A 17,350-nucleotide genomic window follows, 5' to 3' on the forward strand; every position below is an offset into this window, starting at 1 on the left:
AATATCGCGTTCCTGACGGGTAATTTCGAGTTCTCGTTCGAGCTTCCTGAAGCGCGCTTCTTGCTCACTGAGCGCCGGGACCCCCCGTCCGGTGAACTGGGGGCGGCGGGCCGCCCCCTTCTCTTCGTGTTGTTGCTTCCAGCGCACCACCAGGGAGGGAGGGATGCCGAGATTTCGGGCGATTTCCGCGCAGCTCTTCTGGCTGCTGATCACCAGACGGACGGCCTCTTCCTTGAACTCGGCAGTGTACTCGTGTTTGCTGGCAGTCATGTCAGTCTCCATTGTCCGTCAGACTGAACCCCTCCTCCACAAAACCCTAGCAAGATCATCTGAAATCTTTTTTATATATCATCCCTATATATTTACGGCATAACAACGAACTGTCATCTACGTGAGTCGACTCCCAATCCAATAATGTTGCAAATCATAGGTGGTTTCTGATTTCTATCCTATACTTTGGAACAACTGACATGTCCACCCACACCCACCGCCACCAGCTTCTGGAATACGCCCACCAACAGGGCGGCTACGTCACGACCGCCGAAGCAACCGTCGCCGGCATCCCACGGATTGAACTGACCCGCTCCGTGCGGGACCGTCAACTCATCCGGCTCGCTCTGGGTGTGTATCAACTCGCGAATCTCAGTGGCCTTGAAGCAGAGGACGCCGCGCTGACCGATCTCCTGGAGGTGCAGCTGCGTTTCCCCTTCGCGCGCCCCTGTCTGATCAGCGCCCTTCACCTGCACGGGCTGACCACCACCCGGCCCAACCGGCTCCAGTTCGCCGTGCCGAAAAACCGTCAGGCGCTGGTCTACGCGGGTCTGCCGGTCAGCACCTTCTACTTCGGGGATCAGACCTACGCGGCTGGACTGACGCAGGTGCCGGTGCGCGAACGCCACCTGACCACCTACACCATCGAGAAAACGCTGATCGACCTGCTCCGCCTCGCCCCGAAGTTTGGCCGCGAACTCTATTTGGAGGGGCTCAAGAACGCGCGCCGTGATGGCGCGCTGGACCGCCGAACACTCGGGCAGCTCGCCCGCACGCTGGGGGTCTGGAAAGAACTCGCCCGGGACCTGGAGGTGCTCGATCATGACCAGGACCATTAACCCTGCCAGCATACTCGCCCGGCTCAAGAACCTTCAGCGTGAGCGCTACCCGAACATGCCACCGAACACCATGCTGCAACTTTATGCGCAGCAGGGCTTCCTGGCCCGGCTTGACGCCTCCCCGTATCCCGGTGTTCGTGCGGGCGGACTCTAACCAGCGGCAGCATCTGCTGGAGATCGCCGCCACCTTCTGAGGGCCGCCCCTTTACCCGATGTGTGTGACGTCATATCTTCTTAGCGCCGAGATGGAGTCTGGAAAGGCCCTATTCTTTTCGACACTCCATCCCGGCGTTTGAGGTGCACATCGCCTGCCCCGGATGAACGAGAGGAGAGCCGCAGATTTTCCATGTTCACTGAGCGTCCTGGACGTGGTAGCGCACGGGAGTGGGCGCTCTGTTGGTCACACGTACAGGGCTAGGCTCCCGGTAGGACTCCCAGTGAGAGAATCACGTCAGGGTCCCGTCGAGAATACCAGCGCCAGTCTCCGCTGCCGTGACCAGCACGCTGGCCAAAGAGGTGCGCTGCGCTTTTGCCCCCAGTGCGCGTCAGGACGGTCCATCTTCGGCAGGGGCGTCGGTTGCCCCCATCTGCTAGAGGAGGTCCAGGTCTCAGGCGTCCTGCTCCCGCACGGCGATGGTCACGTCCTGTGCACCGTCTTCAAGCAGGGAGCGCCCGATCTGTTTCATCCGCTCGAAGTGTTCGGGAATGATCCGGGCAAAGGCATTGCCGGGAAGCCAGCCGCTCGGAAAAAAGGTTCTCCCGTAAGGACCGTAGTAGATTCCCAGGTCAAAGACCGCGTCCGTCGTTCCCGGCCATACGTGAGATGGCAGTACGGTGAAGAGCACCTGCCCCTCCAGGGGCATGATCACGGCCGCTTCAAGGGGGGTCTGTAGAAGGTGTTGGTTAGGCGCAGTGGGAAGTTGCATCGACATCTCTGGACCCGTAAACATGGCGTGCCGCACCCGAACAGTGACCGGCGTCTGCAGTGCCTGCTTCAGGGAAGCGCAAGTGACCGGCGCCATCTGCGGCTCGAGCTGGGCGTGCAATTCGCCGCCGGAAAAAGTAAAGACCAGCATCAAATCACCGCCGTTTCCATCTGAACCTGCTGTTTGAAGCGTTCAAGCTGGTAGTCCGCATGAGCATAGGCAGGCTCCTCACCGCTGACCAGGGACGCCACCAGCCGGGCGTTGGCCGGGGCCATCATAAAGCCGTTGCCGTTGAATCCTACGCTCAACACCAGTCCAGGATGGCTGTCCGGCGCGTCCACGATCGCCTGAAAATCCGGGGTCGAGCTGTAGTAGCCGTGCACGACGTGCGTGCTGTGCAGTTGGTCAAGGCCCGCCAGAACGTGTGCCCCCCGTTCAAAGGTCTGCTCTTTGAACACATCATCACTTTCGGGCAAGGTCCCCAGCGCACTCATATAAAAGGCGTGTCCCAGTTGTTTCCCGGCCCACTGATGGTCCTGCGACACGAGAAACGGAGTGCAGTAGTGGTCAGGGGCACCGTCCAGATAGTGAAGGCGGCGCTCCTCGGCATGCAGAGGCAGGTCCAGACCAACGCTGGAGGCCAGTTCCCCCGCGCCGTGACCTGCGGCAAGTACCGTGACATCAGCCGTGATCAGACCTTGCGGGGTTTGAACCCCCGTGACCTTCCCGTCGTCGGTCAGCAAGGCAGTCGCGCGGCCATGAATAAGCTGTGCACCGTTCTCCTGAGCGGCCCGCACGATGGCCTGTGTGAGGCGCACAGGATCATTCACAAATCCGTCGTCCGGGCCATAACTCGCCGCCTTCAGTCCTTCCGTCACGATGTCCGGGCACAGGCGTTGCAAAACGTCCGCATCGACCACTTGTGCGTCCACGCCCAGACGCTGCTGACGCTCGGCCAGGTGCCGGGCCGAGCGCTCACCCGCCTCGCTGTACCCCAGAAAAACGTAGCCACAGCGCTCGAAATGAAGACTGGAATCCAGTTCGGCCACGCTGTTGAAAAAGGGCAGGCTGTCCCGGACCAGCAAGATATTCAGGTCACTGCCCCACTGCTGACGTACGCCACCTGGACACCAGCGGGTAATGCCGCTGCCGGGTTCCCCAGCTTCAAGCAGGGTCACGCGTTTGTTCTGACGGGTCAGTTCCAGGGCGACACAAGCACCGATAATGCCTCCCCCAATGACCAAAACATGCTGCTTCATAGGCTCTCCTGTTGAAAATGATGGGAATGGGCGGCCACCCACCCGGCAATCCGTTCAGCCTCATCCAGCGTGTTGTAGGCGTGAAAACTGACCCGCACCACCGGCCCCCGTGCGCTGACCAGCAGGCCACTCTCCAGCATGGCCGCCGCCGTCTTCCCAGCGTCATGGGCGCCCAGCGCGATCATGGCCGCGTGACGGGCAGGCTCGGCGGGTGTGACCACAGTCAGTCCGGCGTGATCACAGGCTCGGCGAACCACCGCGGCGCAGGCGTGAACCTGCGCGAGTCGCTCCTGCGCAGGAAGCTGATTCAGGAGTTCCAGGGCGGCTCGGCAGGCATAAGCCCCGACGACATTCGGCGTTCCCGTTTCGAAGCGGCGAGCAGTTGAGCTCAGGTCTCGCCTGACCAAGTCCATGCCCATAGGATCATCTGCGGCCATCCAGCCAGGCGCATGGGGAAGGCCGCCAGAAGCGGCGTACAGGAACGCGAAACCCTCGGTGCCCAGCAGGTACTTGTGGGTGCCACTCAGGTAATAGTCCACGCCAAGCGCCGTGACATCGGTGGGCACGATCCCCAGAGCCTGGTAGCCGTCGAGGACCACCTGGCAACCCTGCGCTCTGGCGGACTCCGCGTAGCAGGCGACCTCAAGAAGTTCGCCCGTCTGAAAACTGACCTGGGCGAGGACCAGTGTGGCCGCGCCCGGCAAGGCGGCACAGGTCCGTTCGAGCGGTGTCTCACCAGGGTAGTCCGCCGTGAACCGCACCTGATACCCGTCGCGCCGCAGGGCATCGGCCAGGTAATACGCACTTGGGAAGTTGTGTTCCTCAATCACCACAGGACCGTCTGCTGCGCTTCTGGCGCGCATGGCCATGGCCAGCGCGTGACTCGCGCTGTCGGTCAGGGCCAGTTGTTCTGGTTGGGCGCCGATCAAATGCGCCAGTGCGGCGCGGGCCTCCTCCCAGACCGCCATCCATTCTCCCCAGGGAGATCCACCCGCCTGCCAGGACCGGAGGTATTCAGTGAGCGCGGCCTCAACGTCCAGACTGAGGGCACCGCGCGAGCAGTTGTTGGCATGGACGTAGGCTCCCAGCCCAGGAAAGTGACTGCGGAAGGCGGCAAGGTCAAGACTCATGTCCCACCTCCAGCAGTGCAGGCACCCTCCACTCGGCGATGGGCAGCGCGCCGACCTCGCCCACCACCACCATCTCTTCCAGACGCACGCCGCCCACACCCGGCAGATAAATGCCGGGTTCCAGCGCCAGGACCTGCCCCACCTGGACCCTGTCCTGAGCATGTTCCCTTAAGATCGGGGGCTGGTGGGTCTGATACCCCAGGGCGTGGCCGATCCCACGCAGGGTCTGGGCATCCAGCCCGGCTTCGCGGACCAGGGCGCGCGCCGCCTCGTCAATGTCGGCGGCGGTCACCCCGGCACGGGTGGCGAGCCGCGCCGCATCCAGCGCACCCCGGACGACCGACAGCAGGTGCTGGGCAGGTGAGTCCTGGCCCTGCGTGGCCCCGAACATCCGGGTCTCAGTCAGATCGGCATGCAGCCCGTCAATCACCGCTCCAGCGTCGATGGTCACCAGATCACCAGACTGCAAAGTGGCTGAGCTGGGATGGGCATGAGGAAGTGCTGTACGCGCGCCAAACGCCACGATCGGCGCAAAAGCGGGTCCCTCGCTCTCCCGCTCAATCACGCTCAGCAGCACCTGCCGGATCTCACGCTCGCTGATTCCAGGCCGCAGCGCTGCAAACGCCGCCTCCAGCGCGCGCCGCGTAACGGCCTCGGCACGCTGGAGACTGCCAATTTCTGTCTGATTCAGCAGACTGGTCAGTTCGTCCAGCACCCCGTCCATCGGAACAAAGCTGAATTCACCGCCGGGACTCAGGGTGTTGATCTCGGTCAGGGTGAGGGCTTGGGCATACACGCCGATGTGCCGGGCACCTTCCAGCGCCGAGCCCAGCACCTGCAACCGCTGCTGGGCGTTGGCGTAGGGCTTGATCTCAATCTGCGCTGGAGCCGTCACAGCCTCCTGATAGCGGGGGTCCAGCAACAGAAAGGAACCCTGGGCAGTCAGGAGGAGCGTTCCCGCAGAAACCTCGGCACCACAGAAGGCGCGGAGCTGGTACGGCGCGGTGATCAGCACGGCGTCCAGCGCGCCGAGATGGGCACGCAGCGCGGTCAGGCGGTGTGAGGTCAGATCAGCCACAGCTGCTCCTGACGTCGGCTCAACCAGCGTGCTCCAGTCTGCGTGACCACCACGTTTTCCTCGACGATCATGCTGGGCAGCGGTGACTGCACCACCGTCGGTTCCAGCGTGTAGACCTCTCCAGCTTTCACGGTGCCCTGCGGGGCCGCCCCATACCGTTCCCAGGCAGGGCCGAGCAGCGTGCCGCCGTCGTGAACGTGCCGCCCGATCTGATGGCCGGTGGCATGACTCAGTTCCGGCTGCCCGGCCTGCCGCAGAGCCGCGCGCGCAGCAGCGTCCACCTCGACCCCCTGGACACCCGGCTTCAGGGCCCCAAAGGCGGCGTCAATTGCGCCGTAAATGGCCTGAAAGACGGCCTGTAGTTCTGATGGTGCGGCGTCCTCCCCAGGAGCACGGACATAACAGGTGCGGGCAATGTCGGAAAAATATCCGTCCACACCAAGACCGGTGTCCAGGATCAACAGGTCACCGGGCTGCAGGGCCTCGTCGGTGGGGCCACGGTGGGCGAGTCCAACCCGGTTGAGGCACACCAGCGGCCCGCCATGCCCACCCAAATAGGGCGTGGTGCCGAGTTCAGCGGCCAGGTCATTCATGCGGGCCTGGATCTGGCGCTCAGTCTGACCGGCGTGCAGGGTGGGGAGCAGACGGTCATAGAAGGTGATGGTGCGGTCGATGGCCTGCTGCAGGCGGCGCAATTCCTCGGGGGTCTTGACGCCGCGTACCGTTCCCAAGCGGGTCTGACTACTCTCCAGCGTGGCCTGCGGCAGAACACGGTGGATCAACCGCTCCAGCACCAGATATTGCCCGTAAGTCAGGCCATCAGCCAGCGGGTCATGCTCACTGAAGTTGATCAGGACAGTCTGAGGCGCGAGTTCGGCCAGCCAACCACAGAACGCCTCGGCGAAATCAGTGGTGTAGGCGCGGATCTCGTCGAACTGACCCTGGTGTTCCAGATGGCCCCGGTCATAGTTGGCGCACAGGGCGAGCGACCCGCGCGCCGGATGCAGCATCAGGGCGGCCCGTCCACTCAGGGCCGTGTCGAAGACCAGTGGCACGCTGGGGTCGCTGCCCTCCTGGGTAAAAAAGAGCCACAGCTCATGCGGCTGCAAGGTGGCGAGAGCCTGAGCAATCTTTTGCCGAGCAAGGGTATCCAAGGTGACGCCTCCTTCTGGGGCCGTTTCCAGCCAGGTGATGCCCAGAGTGTAGGGAATATATCGGTCAGGGTCAATCTATTGAACTTAGTTCAATCAGTAATAATGGGCTTATACACGGGCATGTCGGGACCAAAAAAATGCCGTCAGCGAAAAAACTACCAATCAGTTCAATATCTTGACTCCAGATTGCAGCCGTGCTAACACTTAGCCACTCAAATCATGGGGTCAGAGGCAGGAGGACGAAATGTCAATACTGGGCGAACAGAAAGCGCGGCAGGCCACGGAACAGCTTCAGGACGGTGAGCTGTGGCTCTTTTTCACCCAGGAGGGCAGCGACCCTAGCGTGCCACTGGTCTTCGGGACCAACTCGGTGGGCAAGGCGGCCTTCATGCTCCACGCCAGCGGCCCCAAGGCCCTGGTCTCGCGCATCGACGCCGGACATTTCGAGCAACATGCGGCGTTTCTGGAAACGCGCAGCTATTCCACGTCTTTCGAGACCGATCTGATCGACTGGTTGCGTGAGTTAAGCCCCCGGACCGTCTTGCTGAATTTCAGTGAGGACGACATCCGGTGCGACGGCCTGACACACGGGCAGTATCTCGCCGTCGAGCGTCTGCTGACAGACGCCTTGCCACAGGCGAGAATCGAGAACAGTGAGGCGCAACTGAGTCGGGTCAGGGCCATCAAAACGCCCGAGGAATTGCGCCGCCTGCAACAGGCCATCGACCGCACCATCACCTTCTATGACCGTCTGCTCCCCACCCTGCATGCCGGTCAGACCGAACGCCAGATTCAGGCCCGCATGAATGACCTGGCCGCCGAACTCGGCACCACCCCCGACATGGGCGACTTCGGGGGGCCGCTGGTGCTAATCAACCGGGTCGGCATGTCGCACCGCGCGCCCACCGATACGGCAGTCGAGCCAGGGGACCTGCTGATTCTGGATACAGCGCTGGAAACCGAGGGCTACTATTCCGACATTGCCCGCACCATCTATTTTCTGAAGGACGGCGAAAACGAGCCGCCCGAACGCGAACAGCGGGTCTTCCAGGCCATTTACGGCGCGATCGACGCCGCCTTCGCTGCGCTGAAACCGGGGGTCCCCGGCCATCAGGTCGATGCCGCCGCCCGGCAGCACCTGCTGGATCAGGGCTATCCAGAAATCCAGCATTCCACCGGCCACCAGATCGGACGGCACGTTCATGACGGCGGCGCGGTGCTCGGACCGCTGTGGGACAGCAAGCGCCGGGCGCCCAGACTGCAAGCCGCTGAGGGGATGGTCTTTACCCTCGAACCCACCGTCTTGATGAGTCCAGATCCAAGCATGATCGTCGAGGAAAACGTGGTGGTCACCGGCGACGGCGCGCGTTACCTCAGCCAGCGTCAGCACCACCTCTGGACGGCCCGCTAGTCCATTCAAACCAACCCCCATCCACATCGCCCATCTCGCCCAGGAGGCACGCCATGCGTCATCTACTCACCCTGTCCGCCGCCCTCGTCCTCGCCAGCGCCTCTGCCCAGACTGCTGCGTGCCCCAAGATCGGCGGCACGGCCACCATCGCCCAGAACAGCGAACCGGGCAACCTCAACCCGCTGATCTTTCCCACCACCTATGACACCAACATTGAGGAACTGGTCTTCAATGCCCTGGTCAAGCCCACCGCCGACCTGGATTATCAGGCAGATCTGGCCCAGTCCTGGACGTTCTCCGCCGACAAGAAGACCATCACGTTCAAGCTGCAGCCCGGCGTCAAATGGCACGATGGGCAGGCACTGACCGCCAAGGACGTGGCCTTTACGCTGACGGCCATCGCCAGCCCGAAATACAACGGCGGCGCCTTCAGCCAGGTGGAAGTCATCACGGGCGCGAACGCCTACCATGACGGCAAAGCAAAATCCATCAGCGGCATCAAAGTGATTGACGACCGCACGATTGCGGTGACCACCGACAAGGTCTACGCCCCGATTCTGGCCACCATGGCGGGCATCATGATTCTGCCCCAGCACATCTACGGCAAGATCCCGGTGGAAAACTGGCAGAAGGACGCCACCAACCGCAATCCGGTAGGCAGTGGGCCATTCAAGTTCAAGCAGTTCCGCAGCGGCGAACTGATCGAGCTCGAGGCCAACAAGAACTACTTTGCCGGGCGGCCCTGCCTGGACCGCCTGATCGTGCGTTTCGGCGACGCGAACACCATGCTGGCCGCACTGGTGAAGGGCGAGGTTGATGCGGCCCCAGTGCCGGTCCCCAGCGTGGCGAGCGTCAAGAGCAGCCCTAACGTCAAGCTGAGTGTCGTCGATCAGTTGAATTTCGACTACGTCGGCACCAACCTGCGCAATCCCCTGCTGGCCGATCAGGCTGTGCGTAACGCGATGGCCTACGCCATCAACCGCAAGGCCATCGTCAGCGGCCTGATGTCGGGGTACGGCAACGTGGTCGACACCCTGTTCCCCAAGTCCCACTGGGCCTACCCCACCAACGTCAAACCCATTCCCTATGACCCAGCCCTGGCACAAAAAACCCTGGATGACGCCGGCTGGAAGATGAGCGGAGGCGTGCGCAGCAAGGGCGGCAAGACGCTGAAGTTCCGCATGTTCTACACCACGGGCAACCCGGTCCGGGAGCGCGGCGCAGCCCTCATTCAGGCCAACCTGCGTCAGATCGGCATTCAGGTTGACCTCCAGAGCATGGATTTCCCGACGCTGGTTACGTTCCTGCTGCCCAAGGACGGCAAGGGACAGCCCCGCGCCGTCACCACGTCCGACTTTGACTTGTTCATTCTGGGCTTCGGCATCGAGCGTGATCCCAGCGAGTACCTGTCGTACTTCACCGCCGACGGCCAGCCCCCGAACGGCTATAACTTCAGTGGCTATACCAATCCCGCAGGCGGCAACCTGCTGGTCAAGGGCCAAGAAACCGTGAACCAGGCCACCCGCAAGTCGCTCTACAACCAGTTCGGCCTGATGATGCGCGATCAATTGCCCTGGATTCCGTTGACCCAGGCACAGGCCCTGTACGGCAACCAGACCAGACTCCACAACTTTGCGCCAGATATCCGGGGGGTCAACGTCAACGTCACCCGCTGGTGGGTGCAGTAAGTTCATGCTGCCGTTCATCGCCAAACGGGGAATCCAGGGCGTGATTCTGCTGATCATGGTTTCGTTCATCAGCTTCGCCGTGATGAACCTGGCCCCCGGCAATGCGATGCAGACGTTCATCAATCCGCGCATGAGTCCGCAGGAGATTACGCGGGCTGAGAACGCCCTGGGCATCAACAAGCCGATCCCGGTGCAGTACCTGGGCTGGGCCTCAAACCTCCTCCAGGGCAACTTCGGCTACTCGGTGCGGAACGGAGAAAGTGTCACTGCTTTGCTCAAACAGCGGGCGGGGCCAACGCTGCTGCTGACTGCAACCTCGTTCGTGTTGATCGTATTCATTGCCCTGGTCATCGGCGTCTACAGCGCGGCCAGACCATACTCGCTGGTGGACTACCTGAGCACCACCCTGGTCTTTGCAGGCATCAGCATTCCCAGTTTCTTTTTCGGCCTGACCCTGATCTACCTGTTCTCAGTACAGTTGGGCTGGTTTCCCACCTCCGGTTTTGAGAGCTACAGCGCCGGCCATCAGGGTCTGGCGTTGTTTCTGGACCGTGCCTGGCACATGGCCCTGCCCGTCTGCGTTCTGACACTGACGGGCATCGCCGGAATCCTGCGTCATGTTCGCAGTTCGGTCAGCGAGGCGCTGCGCCAGGACTACATCCGGACGGCCCGCAGCAAAGGCGTCGGCGAGCGGGCCATTCTGGTCAAGCACGCGCTGCGCAACGGTCTTATTCCGGTGGTCACGCTGCTTGGCCTCTCGCTCCCCGCGTTCTTCGCGGGGTCTGTGATCACCGAGACCATCTTCGCCTGGCCAGGCATGGGCCGCCTGCTGGTCGACTCGGTGTTTGCCCGCGACTACCCGGTGTCGATGGCGATCAACACCATCACGGCCGTGCTGGTCATCGTGGGCAGTCTGGTCGCCGATATGCTCTACGGACTGATTGATCCGCGCGTGAGGTTCGACGGATGAGCGTCGCGGCAGTCCCAAAGCGTCTGGCAGGGGGGCGGGGCCTGGGACGCTTTACCCGGCACCGTCTGGCCCTGATCAGCGTGGTGGTACTGGGTCTCTTCATCCTGATCGGCGTGTTCGCGCCGCTGCTGGCCCCCTATGATCCCTATGATCTGGCCGCTGGTCCGGGCGGCGAGATCCAGTTCACAAGCGCGCCCAGTGCGGCGTTCTGGTTGGGGACCGACGCCCTGGGCCGCGACGTGCTTTCACGCCTGATCTTCGGCACTCGGGTTTCGCTCACCATCGGGATCAGCGCGGCGCTCCTGGCCCTGGTGATCGGCGTGGTGCTGGGCGTTCTCGCCGGGTTCCGGGGGGGCTGGACGGACATTATTCTGTCGCGCTTCACCGACGCGGTCGCTGCTTTCCCCAGCCTGTTCCTGATTCTGACCGTCTCCAGTTTCGTCAAACCCAGCCTCATCACCACCGTGACCATCATCGGCCTGCTGAGCTGGGTCTCGACCTACCGGCTGATGCGCGGCGAAACCCTCAAGCTGCGCCATCAGGAGTACGTCGAGGCAGCGGGCGCCCTGGGCGCAGGCGACTGGCGCATCATGTTCCGGCACATCCTGCCCAACGCCGCCGCGCCGATCATTGTGCAGACCACACTGGGCGTGGCCGAGGCCATTCTGACCGAGAGCGCGCTGTCGTTTCTGGGTCTCGGCGTCCAGCAGCCCATCGCGTCGTGGGGAAACATGCTCTCGGACGCCCGCACCATCACAGTGCTCCAGTCGCAGCCCTGGTTGTGGCTTCCCCCCGGCCTGGCCATCTTGCTGACTGTACTGGCAATTAATTTTCTGGGTGATGGGCTGCGTGATACATTCAACCCTCGTGAAAAGTAAGGTGGACACAGGCCATTCCCGGCTCGGAGAGCGGTTGCGGGCGCTGAGGCAGGCCCGTGGGATGACCTTGCAGCAACTGGCCGAGGCCTCGCAGTGTTCACGCAGTTTCCTCAGCATGCTGGAGCGGGGCCAGACTGACGTTTCGGCCACGCTTTTGCAACGTCTGGCCGCTGCCTTTCATCTCAGTGCCGCCGATCTTCTGCCTGATGAGGGGCGCACCGACACTTTGAAGATCGTGCGGCACGGCGAGGCTCCCCGCATTGTGGATCTTGGGCCTGGCGTGCAGGTTCAGGTGCTGTTTAATGATCTGCTCCAAAAGATTCAGCCCGTGCTGCTGATCCTTGAGCCTGCTTCAGAGCAGCGCAACGACACTGGCCACGCCGGCGAGGAATTCGTGTATGTGCTGGAAGGTGAAATCCAGTTGACGGTTCACGACTCCCCCACCCGGACCCTGCGGTCCGGCGACAGTGCCTATTATCCCAGCGCGCTGCCGCACTGCCTCGCAAACGCGGCCAGAGAAAGTGCGCGCATCCTGACCATGAGTACGCCGCCCCGCATCGTGTAGCAAGGTCTGCCCGAATGGGCCGCCCCAAAAGGAAGACAGCACATGCCAGATCAAACGTTTTACCAGCGGTACGCCCGGCTGGCCGTTCAGGTGGCTGTGCCGCTCCAGCCAGGGCAACGCTTGCTGATCATCAGCCCTCCCGAAACCTTCCAGCTCGCAGGAGAAATTGCCACCGCAGCGTACGCCGTAGGGGCAGCCGAGGTTGAAATTCTCTACGAGGATCCGCAGGTGCTCAGCCTGAAGGTGCAATACGCGGCTGAGGCGGCGCTCCAGAACTTTTCCTCTTGGACCGCCGATGCACTGACGGCCCATGCCTGTGCGGGCCAGCCCATGCTCAGTCTGCACTCGCCTCAGCCACACACCCATCAGGGGTTTGACGCCCGCGCAGCAGTGGCTGCGGGCGCCCGCAACGCCGCGCTGGAGGAGTACGGCATGCGGCGTTCACGGGTTCAGTTCAGCTGGTCCGTGATGGCAGTGGCCACCGCCGGCTGGGCGCAGCAACTTCGCCCTGAGTTGCCAGAAGCCGACGCGTTGGAGTGGCTCTGGCAGGTGCTGGCCCGGCTGATGCGGCTAGACGCTCCAGACCCTGTGCAAGCCTGGGAGGCCCACGCCGCACATCTGATGCAGCGCTGCGCCGCGCTGGACGCCCTACAGATCACCCAACTCCACTTCGAAGGTCCAGGCACGGATCTGCGGCTCGGCCTGCCTGCCGGCCACCAGTGGTTTGGGCCGCTGGTGCCGAGCGCCGCAGGACTCCGGGGGATTCCCAACATGCCGACGGAAGAGATCTCCACGTTGCCCCACCGCTTGCAGGCTGAGGGTCAGGTGCGAATGACCCGGCCGCTGGTGGTGCATGGACACCTGATCGAGACGATGGACCTGACCTTCGAGGGTGGACGGGTCACTGAACTTCACAGTCCTTCCGGCGAGGCCCTGTTGCGTTCCCTGCTGGGTACGGATGAGGGCGCGGCCCACCTGGGCGAGGTGGCACTGGTCAGCGAGGACAGCCGGGTGTCACGCGAACACCGGACCTTTTACAGCACCCTGATCGACGAGAACGCCTCATGCCATCTGGCGCTGGGCCGCGCCTACCCCGTGACCTTGAAGGGTGGAGCCGATCTTGAAGCCTCTGAATTCCAGGCCCGTGGAGGAAACCACAGTCAGGTCCACCTCGATTTTATGGTGGGCTCTCCAGAGCTGCGTGTCACAGCACTGACGTCAGATGGACGCAGCTTTCCTGTAATGCAGCATGGAAAGTGGGTCTGATTTCAAGAGTCCAGGCAGTTTGCACGTCAATGAAATTCTCTAATAGCTTGTTCATGCTGCATCCCAGCACAAATCCTGCCCCGACCTACTCTCAGCCGGGTTCAGCAAAGACACGGCGAAACTGCCGAGCCACCTGCTCGAAGCCCTCGGCAGTCTCGCCAGTCATGATCACGCCGTACATCAGCGCGTCTACCCCCAAACGTTGAAGGAGGCGCAGATCAACCACCGTCAGTCGTTTCTGGGTCGGAACGATCAAAGGCGCACTGGTGGCAGCCCGCAACTTACCAAGCAGCAGTAAATCAGCGGCGGTCAACGGTTCCCCATATTGTGTGTGAGGCACCACCGAAGCTTCAAGCATGGCCCTGTGGGGAAGTGCGGCAGCCCAGTCCAGTGGCGTCTGATCATCGAACGCCAGCAGAACCTCGACATCCATGTCGAAAACAGACGCAGGCAGGGCGTGGGCATATCCGCTGACGAAGTCAATTCCCAGTTCGACAGCCAGATCTAGAGACTCCTCAACCTGCGCGGCGTCTGAACCCAGTACCGCGCCCAGCGGCACTTCAGGGGCCAGATCACGCAGTCGGGGAATCAACTCCCTTTGCTCGTGCAGTGTGGGGGCCACCTGACCGCTGGCACGGTGGGTCAGGCCGAAATGTACCTTGAGGGCATGTGCCCCGCCCCTGAGTGCGGCCTGGGCATAAGCCAGATCGTTGTGGGGCAGGCTGGCGATCAGGGCCAGCTCTCCCTGCTCTCGGGCCGCCCTGATAGTCTGCGACAGCAACCGCCCCGAACCTTCAACACGTCTGTCCATGTTCGCCTCTCCCTTGTGCGAGTGGTGTGAAGTTGACAACCTGCCTTCCATTTTTGATAATACGCATAATCAACAGCCAAATGGAGGTTCCCATGAATCGTTCCGTCCTTGTCCTCGGTCTTTCCGCTCTGCTCGCTGTCTCCGTCGCCAGCGCCCAGAAGGTCAACCTGCGCTTTTCCACCTGGGCTGGTGGCGAGGGGCTCACCCTGCTCCAGCAACTGGCCCAGGAATACGGTGCCCAGAACCCGAACGTGGGGGTCACGGTAGAAGTCACGCCGTTCGCTGACTACGCCAGCAAGGTGGCCGTGCAACTGGCCTCCGGCTCCGGCCCGGACGTCGGCTGGCTGGCCGAGCAGAGCGTTCCCACCTTTCTGAAAAGCGGTTCGCTGAAAGACCTGAGCGCGCTGACCAGTGATCCGGCCTTCAACCTGGCCGACTTTCCCATCAGCGCGCTCTCTCTGTGGAAGCAGGGCAAGGGCGTGTACGGCGTGCCGTTCTCGAACTCCCCACAGGTGCTGTTCTACAACAAAGACCTGTTCAAGCAGGCTGGCGTCAGCACGCCACTCCAGCAGTACGCGAAGGGAGGCTGGGATTACGCGACCTTCCGCAGCTCGGCCAAGACCATCAAGGACAAGACCGGCGCTTTCGGCGCGCGGATCATGCGGGTGGACACCAAGGCCTGGAACAGCGGCACGCTGGGCGTGCTGTGGTCCTACGGCGGCAACGCCTACGACAACAACCTGAAATGCGCGGTCAACAGCCCAGCCAGCGTGCGCGCCTTCCAGTTCATGTACGACATGACCTTCAAAGACAGCTCGGTGCCGCGCCCTGGCGATCAGACCACCTTCCAGGGGGGACGCCTGGGCATGTACATCGACAACGTCAGCTTCAGCGCCCAGCTCAAGGACGCCGCCTTCAAATGGGGCGTCGCGCCGCTGCCCAAAGGGCCAGCGGGGCGCATCACGCAGCTTGGCCAGGCGGGGTACGTGGTCTTTGCCAAAAGCTCAAATCCCAGCGAGGCGCAGGCATTCCTGAAATTCCTGGCCTCCCCCGCTGTGATGGCACGCACCGCCAAGTTCTTCCCGCCGCCCCGCAAGAGCGTGCTGACCAGCAAGGCGTACCTGGGCAGCAATCCGGCGATCCCTGCCGCCGAACTCAAGACCGCCTTGGTCAACCAGCTGGGCAGCGCCCGCGTATTCAAGACCAGCGACAACTTCCTGCGGGCCAACGACATCTTCGCGAGCGGGATCGAACGTCTGTATCAGCCGGGAGCCAATGTCGGTAACGTCTTGAACGATATCTGTAAAGGTGTCGACGGGCTGTGACCACTGGCACGCGCCCCGCACGGCGCGGCCTGAGCCGGCACCAACGCGAGGGGTGGCTGGGCTGGCTGGTCGTCTTGCCCTATGTGCTGGGCATGCTGCTGCTGGTCACCGGACCGCTGATCGCGGTGCTGGGCATCTCGCTGACCCAGTGGTCCCTGCTCGACAGCCCGCGCTGGGTCGGAGCGAAAAACTACCTGCGGCTGGCCAACGATCCAGCCTTCCTGCGCAGCGTCGGGGTCACTGCCGTATTCACCCTGGGCATCCTGGCCGTCAATATCAGCGCGGCGCTGGGGCTGGCCTCCCTGATGAACACCCGGCTGCGTGGCATCGGGATCTTCCGCACGCTGGTCTTCTCGCCGGTGGTGATGCCCGTGGTGGCCTGGGCGCTGGTCTGGAAGTTTCTGCTGCAACCGCAGGGACCGGTCAACATGGGCCTGCAGAACCTGGGCGTCGCCGACAGCAACGTGCTGTTCAACCCCTCGACAGCGCTGTGGACCGTGATCGTCATCGAGGTGATCAAGTCGGTGGGTCTGAATGCCGTGATCTTCCTGAGCGCCTTGCAGGGTGTGCCGCCCGAACTGCACGAGGCCGCCCGCCTGGACGGCGCGACGCCGTGGCAGGCATTTCTCCGCATCACGCTGCCGCTGATCTCGCCGACGTTCTTCCTGGTCTTCATCATCACGCTGATCGGAGCCTTGAAGGTCTTTACGCCAATTTTCGTGCTGACTGGCGGCGGACCGGCAGACTCCACCACCACCTTGATTCTGTACATGTTCAAGCAGGGCTTCCAGTTCTTCGAGTTCGGCTACGCCAGCGCGGTGGCCGCCGTGCTGTTCGTGCTGGTGCTGGCCCTGACCCTGGCCCAGTGGTCATTGCGCCGCCGGCTGGTGTTCTATGAGGACTGAGTGTTATGACGGCTGAGGCGCTGAAGCTAAAGTCCACCCGGATCTCCAGACCCGGCTGGCACTGGGCGCTGTATCTGGTCCTGGTGCTGGTCAGCCTGCCCTTTTTCCTGCCGCTGTTGTGGCTGTTCATCTCAGCTTTCAAGTCATCTGGGGCCATCTTCAGCAGCCCCTTCGAGTTCGGGGCTGGGGGGCTGAGGTGGACCAACTTTGAGCAGGTGTTCACCGATTATCCCTTTGCCCGGCAGTACCTCAACAGCGTCTACATCGCTGCAGTCTCTGTGCCGGTCACGGTGGGATTGGCGGCGGTCGCTGGTTACGCCTTCGCGCGCATCCGTTTTCCGGGGCGCAATGCGGTCTTCCTCCTCAGCCTGCTCGCCATGATGGTCCCCAGCGAACTGACCGCCGTGCCGCAGTTTGTGCTGTTCAGCCGCCTGGGCCTGGTCAACACGCACGTTCCGGTGATCCTGCTCCAGATCTTTAGCGCCACCGGAGCGTTCACGGTCTTCCTGATGCGCCAGCACTTCATCACGCTGCCGCGCGAACTCGAAGACGCCGGACGGGTCGACGGCCTGAACTCGCTGGGCGTGTTCTGGTACATCATGCTGCCGCTGTCCCGGCCAGCACTGGCCACGGCCGCCATCTTTGCCGTCCTGAATTCCTGGAACGACTACTTCAACCCGCTGATCTACCTGAGCAAGGAAACGCTGCTGACCCTGCCGCTGGCGCTGGGTCGCTTCACCGATCCGCTGGGCGGCGTGTACTGGAACCTCACCCTGGCGGCCAGCGTGCTGGTGGCGCTGCCGGTGTTGCTGGCCTTCTTGCTGGCGCAGCGGCAGTTCATCGAGAGCCTGGCGGCCAGCGGAACCAAAGGATGA

The 17,350-nt window shown here is 62.7% G+C and carries 18 protein-coding genes; 11 read left to right on the forward strand and 7 right to left on the reverse strand.

What is annotated here, in order from left to right; translation table 11 throughout:
• Positions 1-270: transposase (locus tag BOO71_RS17565; RefSeq protein ID WP_175607470.1), on the reverse strand; the 270-nt coding region annotated here is incomplete at its 3' end.
• Positions 271-470: 200 nt separating this feature from the next.
• Here BOO71_RS17565 and BOO71_RS17570 point away from each other — a divergent pair.
• The gene (locus BOO71_RS17570; protein WP_075834539.1) at positions 471-1,109 is read left to right on the forward strand and encodes a type IV toxin-antitoxin system AbiEi family antitoxin domain-containing protein; all 639 of its coding nucleotides are present in this window, start codon (positions 471-473) and stop codon (positions 1,107-1,109) included.
• Positions 1,093-1,263: a hypothetical protein gene (locus BOO71_RS27130; protein ID WP_175607471.1), complete on the forward strand. Its 171-nt coding sequence runs from the start codon at positions 1,093-1,095 to the stop codon at positions 1,261-1,263. The genes BOO71_RS17570 and BOO71_RS27130 overlap by 17 nt, the downstream gene beginning before the upstream one ends.
• Positions 1,264-1,717: 454 nt before the next feature.
• On the opposite strand, the gene BOO71_RS17575 is transcribed toward BOO71_RS27130, so the two are convergent.
• The 5 genes from BOO71_RS17575 to BOO71_RS17595 are packed head-to-tail and all read right to left on the reverse strand — an operon-like array spanning position 1,718 to position 6,656.
• A complete protein-coding gene (locus BOO71_RS17575) occupies positions 1,718-2,185 on the reverse strand; it encodes a DUF3830 family protein (protein WP_075834541.1) in 468 nt (155 codons plus the stop codon).
• Positions 2,185-3,294: an NAD(P)/FAD-dependent oxidoreductase gene (locus BOO71_RS17580; protein ID WP_075834543.1), complete on the reverse strand. Its 1,110-nt coding sequence runs from the start codon at positions 3,292-3,294 to the stop codon at positions 2,185-2,187. The genes BOO71_RS17575 and BOO71_RS17580 overlap by 1 nt, the downstream gene beginning before the upstream one ends.
• Positions 3,291-4,424 (reverse strand): aminotransferase class V-fold PLP-dependent enzyme, encoded by a 1,134-nt coding sequence (locus tag BOO71_RS17585; protein ID WP_075834545.1) that lies wholly within the window; start codon positions 4,422-4,424, stop codon positions 3,291-3,293. The genes BOO71_RS17580 and BOO71_RS17585 overlap by 4 nt, the downstream gene beginning before the upstream one ends.
• Positions 4,414-5,502, reverse strand: a complete 1,089-nt coding sequence (locus BOO71_RS17590; protein WP_075834547.1) for a M24 family metallopeptidase — start codon at positions 5,500-5,502, stop codon at positions 4,414-4,416. Before BOO71_RS17590 ends, BOO71_RS17585 begins: the two co-directional genes overlap by 11 nt.
• Entirely contained in the window at positions 5,490-6,656 is a 1,167-nt protein-coding gene (locus BOO71_RS17595; RefSeq protein ID WP_075834549.1) for a M24 family metallopeptidase, read from the reverse strand. Before BOO71_RS17595 ends, BOO71_RS17590 begins: the two co-directional genes overlap by 13 nt.
• A 244-nt stretch (positions 6,657-6,900) precedes the next feature.
• On the opposite strand from BOO71_RS17595, the gene BOO71_RS17600 reads away from it, so the two are divergent.
• The 6 genes from BOO71_RS17600 to BOO71_RS17625 are packed head-to-tail and all read left to right on the forward strand — an operon-like array spanning position 6,901 to position 13,434.
• A complete protein-coding gene (locus BOO71_RS17600) occupies positions 6,901-8,067 on the forward strand; it encodes a M24 family metallopeptidase (RefSeq protein WP_075834551.1) in 1,167 nt (388 codons plus the stop codon).
• A gap of 53 nt (positions 8,068-8,120) precedes the next feature.
• On the forward strand, positions 8,121-9,755 hold the full coding sequence (locus tag BOO71_RS17605) for an ABC transporter substrate-binding protein (RefSeq protein ID WP_075834553.1): 1,635 nt from the start codon (positions 8,121-8,123) through the stop codon (positions 9,753-9,755).
• Positions 9,756-9,759: 4 nt separating this feature from the next.
• A complete protein-coding gene (locus BOO71_RS17610; protein WP_075834555.1) occupies positions 9,760-10,725 on the forward strand; it encodes an ABC transporter permease in 966 nt (321 codons plus the stop codon).
• Entirely contained in the window at positions 10,722-11,603 is an 882-nt protein-coding gene (gene opp4C, locus BOO71_RS17615; protein WP_075834557.1) for an oligopeptide ABC transporter permease, read from the forward strand. Before BOO71_RS17610 ends, opp4C begins: the two co-directional genes overlap by 4 nt.
• Positions 11,593-12,168 carry a helix-turn-helix domain-containing protein gene (locus BOO71_RS17620; protein ID WP_175607472.1) on the forward strand — a complete coding sequence of 192 codons (576 nt, stop codon included), beginning with the start codon at positions 11,593-11,595 and terminating at the stop codon, positions 12,166-12,168. The genes opp4C and BOO71_RS17620 overlap by 11 nt, the downstream gene beginning before the upstream one ends.
• A gap of 42 nt (positions 12,169-12,210) precedes the next feature.
• The gene (locus BOO71_RS17625) at positions 12,211-13,434 is read left to right on the forward strand and encodes an aminopeptidase (RefSeq protein WP_075834560.1); all 1,224 of its coding nucleotides are present in this window, start codon (positions 12,211-12,213) and stop codon (positions 13,432-13,434) included.
• A gap of 91 nt (positions 13,435-13,525) precedes the next feature.
• Here the strand turns inward: BOO71_RS17625 and BOO71_RS17630 are convergent, their stop codons facing one another.
• On the reverse strand, positions 13,526-14,245 hold the full coding sequence (locus tag BOO71_RS17630; RefSeq protein ID WP_139323009.1) for a hypothetical protein: 720 nt from the start codon (positions 14,243-14,245) through the stop codon (positions 13,526-13,528).
• Between the two features lie 92 nt (positions 14,246-14,337).
• Here BOO71_RS17630 and BOO71_RS17635 point away from each other — a divergent pair, with 92 nt between their 5' ends.
• The 3 genes from BOO71_RS17635 to BOO71_RS17645 are packed head-to-tail and all read left to right on the forward strand — an operon-like array spanning position 14,338 to position 17,350.
• The gene (locus tag BOO71_RS17635) at positions 14,338-15,570 is read left to right on the forward strand and encodes an ABC transporter substrate-binding protein (protein WP_075834564.1); all 1,233 of its coding nucleotides are present in this window, start codon (positions 14,338-14,340) and stop codon (positions 15,568-15,570) included.
• Positions 15,567-16,475 (forward strand): carbohydrate ABC transporter permease, encoded by a 909-nt coding sequence (locus tag BOO71_RS17640; protein WP_075834566.1) that lies wholly within the window; start codon positions 15,567-15,569, stop codon positions 16,473-16,475. The genes BOO71_RS17635 and BOO71_RS17640 overlap by 4 nt, the downstream gene beginning before the upstream one ends.
• 5 nt (positions 16,476-16,480) lie before the next feature.
• Positions 16,481-17,350 (forward strand): carbohydrate ABC transporter permease, encoded by an 870-nt coding sequence (locus BOO71_RS17645; protein ID WP_075834568.1) that lies wholly within the window; start codon positions 16,481-16,483, stop codon positions 17,348-17,350.

The sequence above is a fragment of the Deinococcus marmoris genome (assembly GCF_001949125.1).
Taxonomy (GTDB): domain Bacteria; phylum Deinococcota; class Deinococci; order Deinococcales; family Deinococcaceae; genus Deinococcus; species Deinococcus marmoris_A.

Bases quoted from the DNA above. Each gene is read 5' to 3' on its own strand.
- BOO71_RS17570 (WP_075834539.1), top strand. From the start codon at position 471: ATGTCCACCCACACCCACCGCCACCAGCTTCTGGAATACGCCCACCAA.
- BOO71_RS27130 (WP_175607471.1), top strand. From the start codon at position 1,093: ATGACCAGGACCATTAACCCTGCCAGCATACTCGCCCGGCTCAAGAAC.
- BOO71_RS17575 (WP_075834541.1), bottom strand. From the start codon at position 2,185: ATGCTGGTCTTTACTTTTTCCGGCGGCGAATTGCACGCCCAGCTCGAG.
- BOO71_RS17580 (WP_075834543.1), bottom strand. From the start codon at position 3,294: ATGAAGCAGCATGTTTTGGTCATTGGGGGAGGCATTATCGGTGCTTGT.
- BOO71_RS17585 (WP_075834545.1), bottom strand. From the start codon at position 4,424: ATGAGTCTTGACCTTGCCGCCTTCCGCAGTCACTTTCCTGGGCTGGGA.
- BOO71_RS17600 (WP_075834551.1), top strand. From the start codon at position 6,901: ATGTCAATACTGGGCGAACAGAAAGCGCGGCAGGCCACGGAACAGCTT.
- BOO71_RS17605 (WP_075834553.1), top strand. From the start codon at position 8,121: ATGCGTCATCTACTCACCCTGTCCGCCGCCCTCGTCCTCGCCAGCGCC.
- BOO71_RS17610 (WP_075834555.1), top strand. From the start codon at position 9,760: ATGCTGCCGTTCATCGCCAAACGGGGAATCCAGGGCGTGATTCTGCTG.
- opp4C (WP_075834557.1), top strand. From the start codon at position 10,722: ATGAGCGTCGCGGCAGTCCCAAAGCGTCTGGCAGGGGGGCGGGGCCTG.
- BOO71_RS17625 (WP_075834560.1), top strand. From the start codon at position 12,211: ATGCCAGATCAAACGTTTTACCAGCGGTACGCCCGGCTGGCCGTTCAG.
- BOO71_RS17630 (WP_139323009.1), bottom strand. From the start codon at position 14,245: ATGGACAGACGTGTTGAAGGTTCGGGGCGGTTGCTGTCGCAGACTATC.
- BOO71_RS17635 (WP_075834564.1), top strand. From the start codon at position 14,338: ATGAATCGTTCCGTCCTTGTCCTCGGTCTTTCCGCTCTGCTCGCTGTC.
- BOO71_RS17645 (WP_075834568.1), top strand. From the start codon at position 16,481: ATGACGGCTGAGGCGCTGAAGCTAAAGTCCACCCGGATCTCCAGACCC.